Origin of the sequence: Bradyrhizobium macuxiense, from assembly GCF_001542415.1 — a bacterium.
Classification (GTDB): Bacteria; Pseudomonadota; Alphaproteobacteria; order Rhizobiales; family Xanthobacteraceae; genus Bradyrhizobium; species Bradyrhizobium macuxiense.
Genome location: NZ_LNCU01000133.1, coordinates 1 through 2,139 on the forward strand (window position 1 = coordinate 1; position 2,139 = coordinate 2,139).

The window sequence follows — 2,139 nt, forward strand, 5'->3', positions numbered from 1 at the left end:
AGAGCCTGACTGAAAAAGGAGTGAGTGATTTCGGTTGGCTGTGATTCCTTCGGATTTGCGAAGATTCGAGGGAGGGTACGATGCCGTGGACCGAAATCACTCGTGTCGAGTATCAACGCAAAGGGCTGCGCTACACAAGCGATCTGACCGATGCGGAGTGGGCGCTGATATCCCGGAAGATGCCGGCGCGACAGCGACGAGGACGCCCGCGGGAAGTCGATTTGCGCGAGGTCGTGCAGGCGATCTTCTACATTTTGTCGACGGGCTGCCAATGGCGAGCCCTGCCGAGCGAGTTCCCGCCATACTCGACGGTCCAAGGCTATTTTTATGCCTGGCGCGACAGTGGCCGGTGGCACCGGATCGTCGGAGCCTTGGTCCGGCAAGCGCGGCGGAAACTCGGGCGCAAGCCGGGACCGACGGCTGCCGTCATCGATAGCCAGACGGCTCCGACGACGCAGGCCGGCGGGCCACGCGGCTTCGACCCCGGCAAGCGCCTTCATGGACGTAAGCGGCACATCGTCACTGACACCAATGGTCTGCTGCTGGCAGTCCACGTGCATCCCGCCAACGTTCAGGATGTCCACGGTGCTGTCCCTCTGCTGGAACATCTGAGAGAACACTTCCCCAGGCTTCAGCATGTCTTTGCTGACCGAGTCTATCGCGGCAAACAGCTGCTCGACGCACTGTCCCATTGCGGCCAATGGACCATCGATATTGTCCAGCGGCCACCCGGCGTCAAAGGCTTCCAGCTCTTACCCCGACGCTGGGTCGTCGAGCGTACCTTTGCCTGGTTCGGCAGGTGCCGTCGTCTCGCCAAGGACTTCGAGGGCTCCGCGGCAACCGAAGTCGCTTGGCTTCTCGTCGCCCATCTCAGGCTCCTGATCAGACGCCTCGCCAGGCCCCAACACGCTTTTTGAGTCAGACTCTCAGGATGAGGGGATATGGAGTTTACGATATAGCCACGACAAGGGAGGCTCGCGATGATCGATCATATCGGCTTTTCGGTTTCCGACTACGAGCGCGCGAAGGCGTTCTATCAGACGGCGCTGGCGCCGCTCGGCTATAGCCTGATCATGGAAGTGACGGCGGAGCAGACCGGTCACGACGCCGCGGCCGGTTTCGGCGCCGATGGCAAGCCGGATTTCTGGATCGGCGGCGAAACCGCGATGAACAAGCCGGTGCACATCGCGATCACGGCGAAGGATCGCGCCACGGTCGATGCCTTCTACAAGGCCGCGATAGCGGCCGGCGGCAGCGACAATGGCCCGCCCGGCATTCGCGCGCACTATCATCCCAACTACTACGGCGCGTTCGTGCGCGATCCCGACGGTCACAACATCGAGGCGGTCTGTCACGCGCCGGAGTGAGTTCCAGTCACCTGTCAGGAACGCCGCTGCACGCGGTCCGTTGTCGCTTCGACATGCGATGGAGCGATTGATGACCACGAGGCGACACGGTGGCCCCGATCCCCGCAAGCTCGCAACCTCGACGCCGGTCGAGCCGCCCGGCATCCCGCCGACGACGCCGGGCACACCGAGCGAACCCCCGCCGGGAATCCCACCGGGCACCCCTCGCCCGGAAGTCCCGGAGCCAGTGCACGAGCCCGGCGAGCCCTCGCGGCCGAACGAGCTTCCCGGTGACCTGCCTGAGGAATTGCCGGTTCCTCCGCCACCTGGCCCGACCAGTCCACCGCCCTCGGCTGATCGATCTGTAGCGCCGGGAAGCATCTTTCCGACAAGGTTCCGCTGCGGATATTCATATGTCTGAGCGTTTCTTCTGAATGTGCCCTGAACAAACGCCCCTGCAACCCGTTATGACGTCGAAATAAAGTTCGGCCGCGATTCGTGGCCCGCCACAATCCGGCCTAACGGCTGGCAGTTCATCGTCCCGCCGAATGTTCGGATTTTACATTTCCTTCCTGCCCAGACCTTCCTCCGGGGACCCCACTACATGACAAAGCTTCGTCTCGTGCTGCTTGCCACGACCGCGCTGACGGTGATGCAGTTCGCCACCTCAGCATCGCACGCACAAACCTCGCCGCTCATCGTTGCGCAGGCGCAGAAGGAAGAACTCGGCCCGGACGGAAAGCCAAAGCCGCGCCCCGCGCCGGGCGGCCCCGCACATCCGGCACCGCCGGCG

At 63.3% G+C, this 2,139-nt stretch carries 3 protein-coding genes and 1 pseudogene; all 4 read left to right on the forward strand.

The genetic code is table 11. The annotated features are described in order from the left end of the window. Positions 1-80: 80 nt before the first annotated feature. Positions 81-917 carry an IS5 family transposase gene (locus AS156_RS40105; protein ID WP_066499812.1) on the forward strand — a complete coding sequence of 279 codons (837 nt, stop codon included), beginning with the start codon at positions 81-83 and terminating at the stop codon, positions 915-917. Positions 918-980: 63 nt separating this feature from the next. Beyond that, positions 981-1,367 (forward strand): VOC family protein, encoded by a 387-nt coding sequence (locus AS156_RS40110; RefSeq protein WP_066516303.1) that lies wholly within the window; start codon positions 981-983, stop codon positions 1,365-1,367. 70 nt (positions 1,368-1,437) lie between these two features. Continuing rightward, complete coding sequence (locus AS156_RS45560) at positions 1,438-1,767, forward strand: hypothetical protein (RefSeq protein ID WP_082747997.1); 330 nt, start codon at positions 1,438-1,440, stop codon at positions 1,765-1,767. A gap of 183 nt (positions 1,768-1,950) precedes the next feature. Next, positions 1,951-2,139: pseudogene (locus AS156_RS40115) on the forward strand (OmpA family protein); the annotation flags it as partial.

Excerpts from the sequence above, each read along its gene's own strand:
- AS156_RS40105 (WP_066499812.1), top strand. The coding sequence starts at position 81 with ATGCCGTGGACCGAAATCACTCGTGTCGAGTATCAACGCAAAGGGCTG.
- AS156_RS40110 (WP_066516303.1), top strand. The coding sequence starts at position 981 with ATGATCGATCATATCGGCTTTTCGGTTTCCGACTACGAGCGCGCGAAG.
- AS156_RS45560 (WP_082747997.1), top strand. The coding sequence starts at position 1,438 with ATGACCACGAGGCGACACGGTGGCCCCGATCCCCGCAAGCTCGCAACC.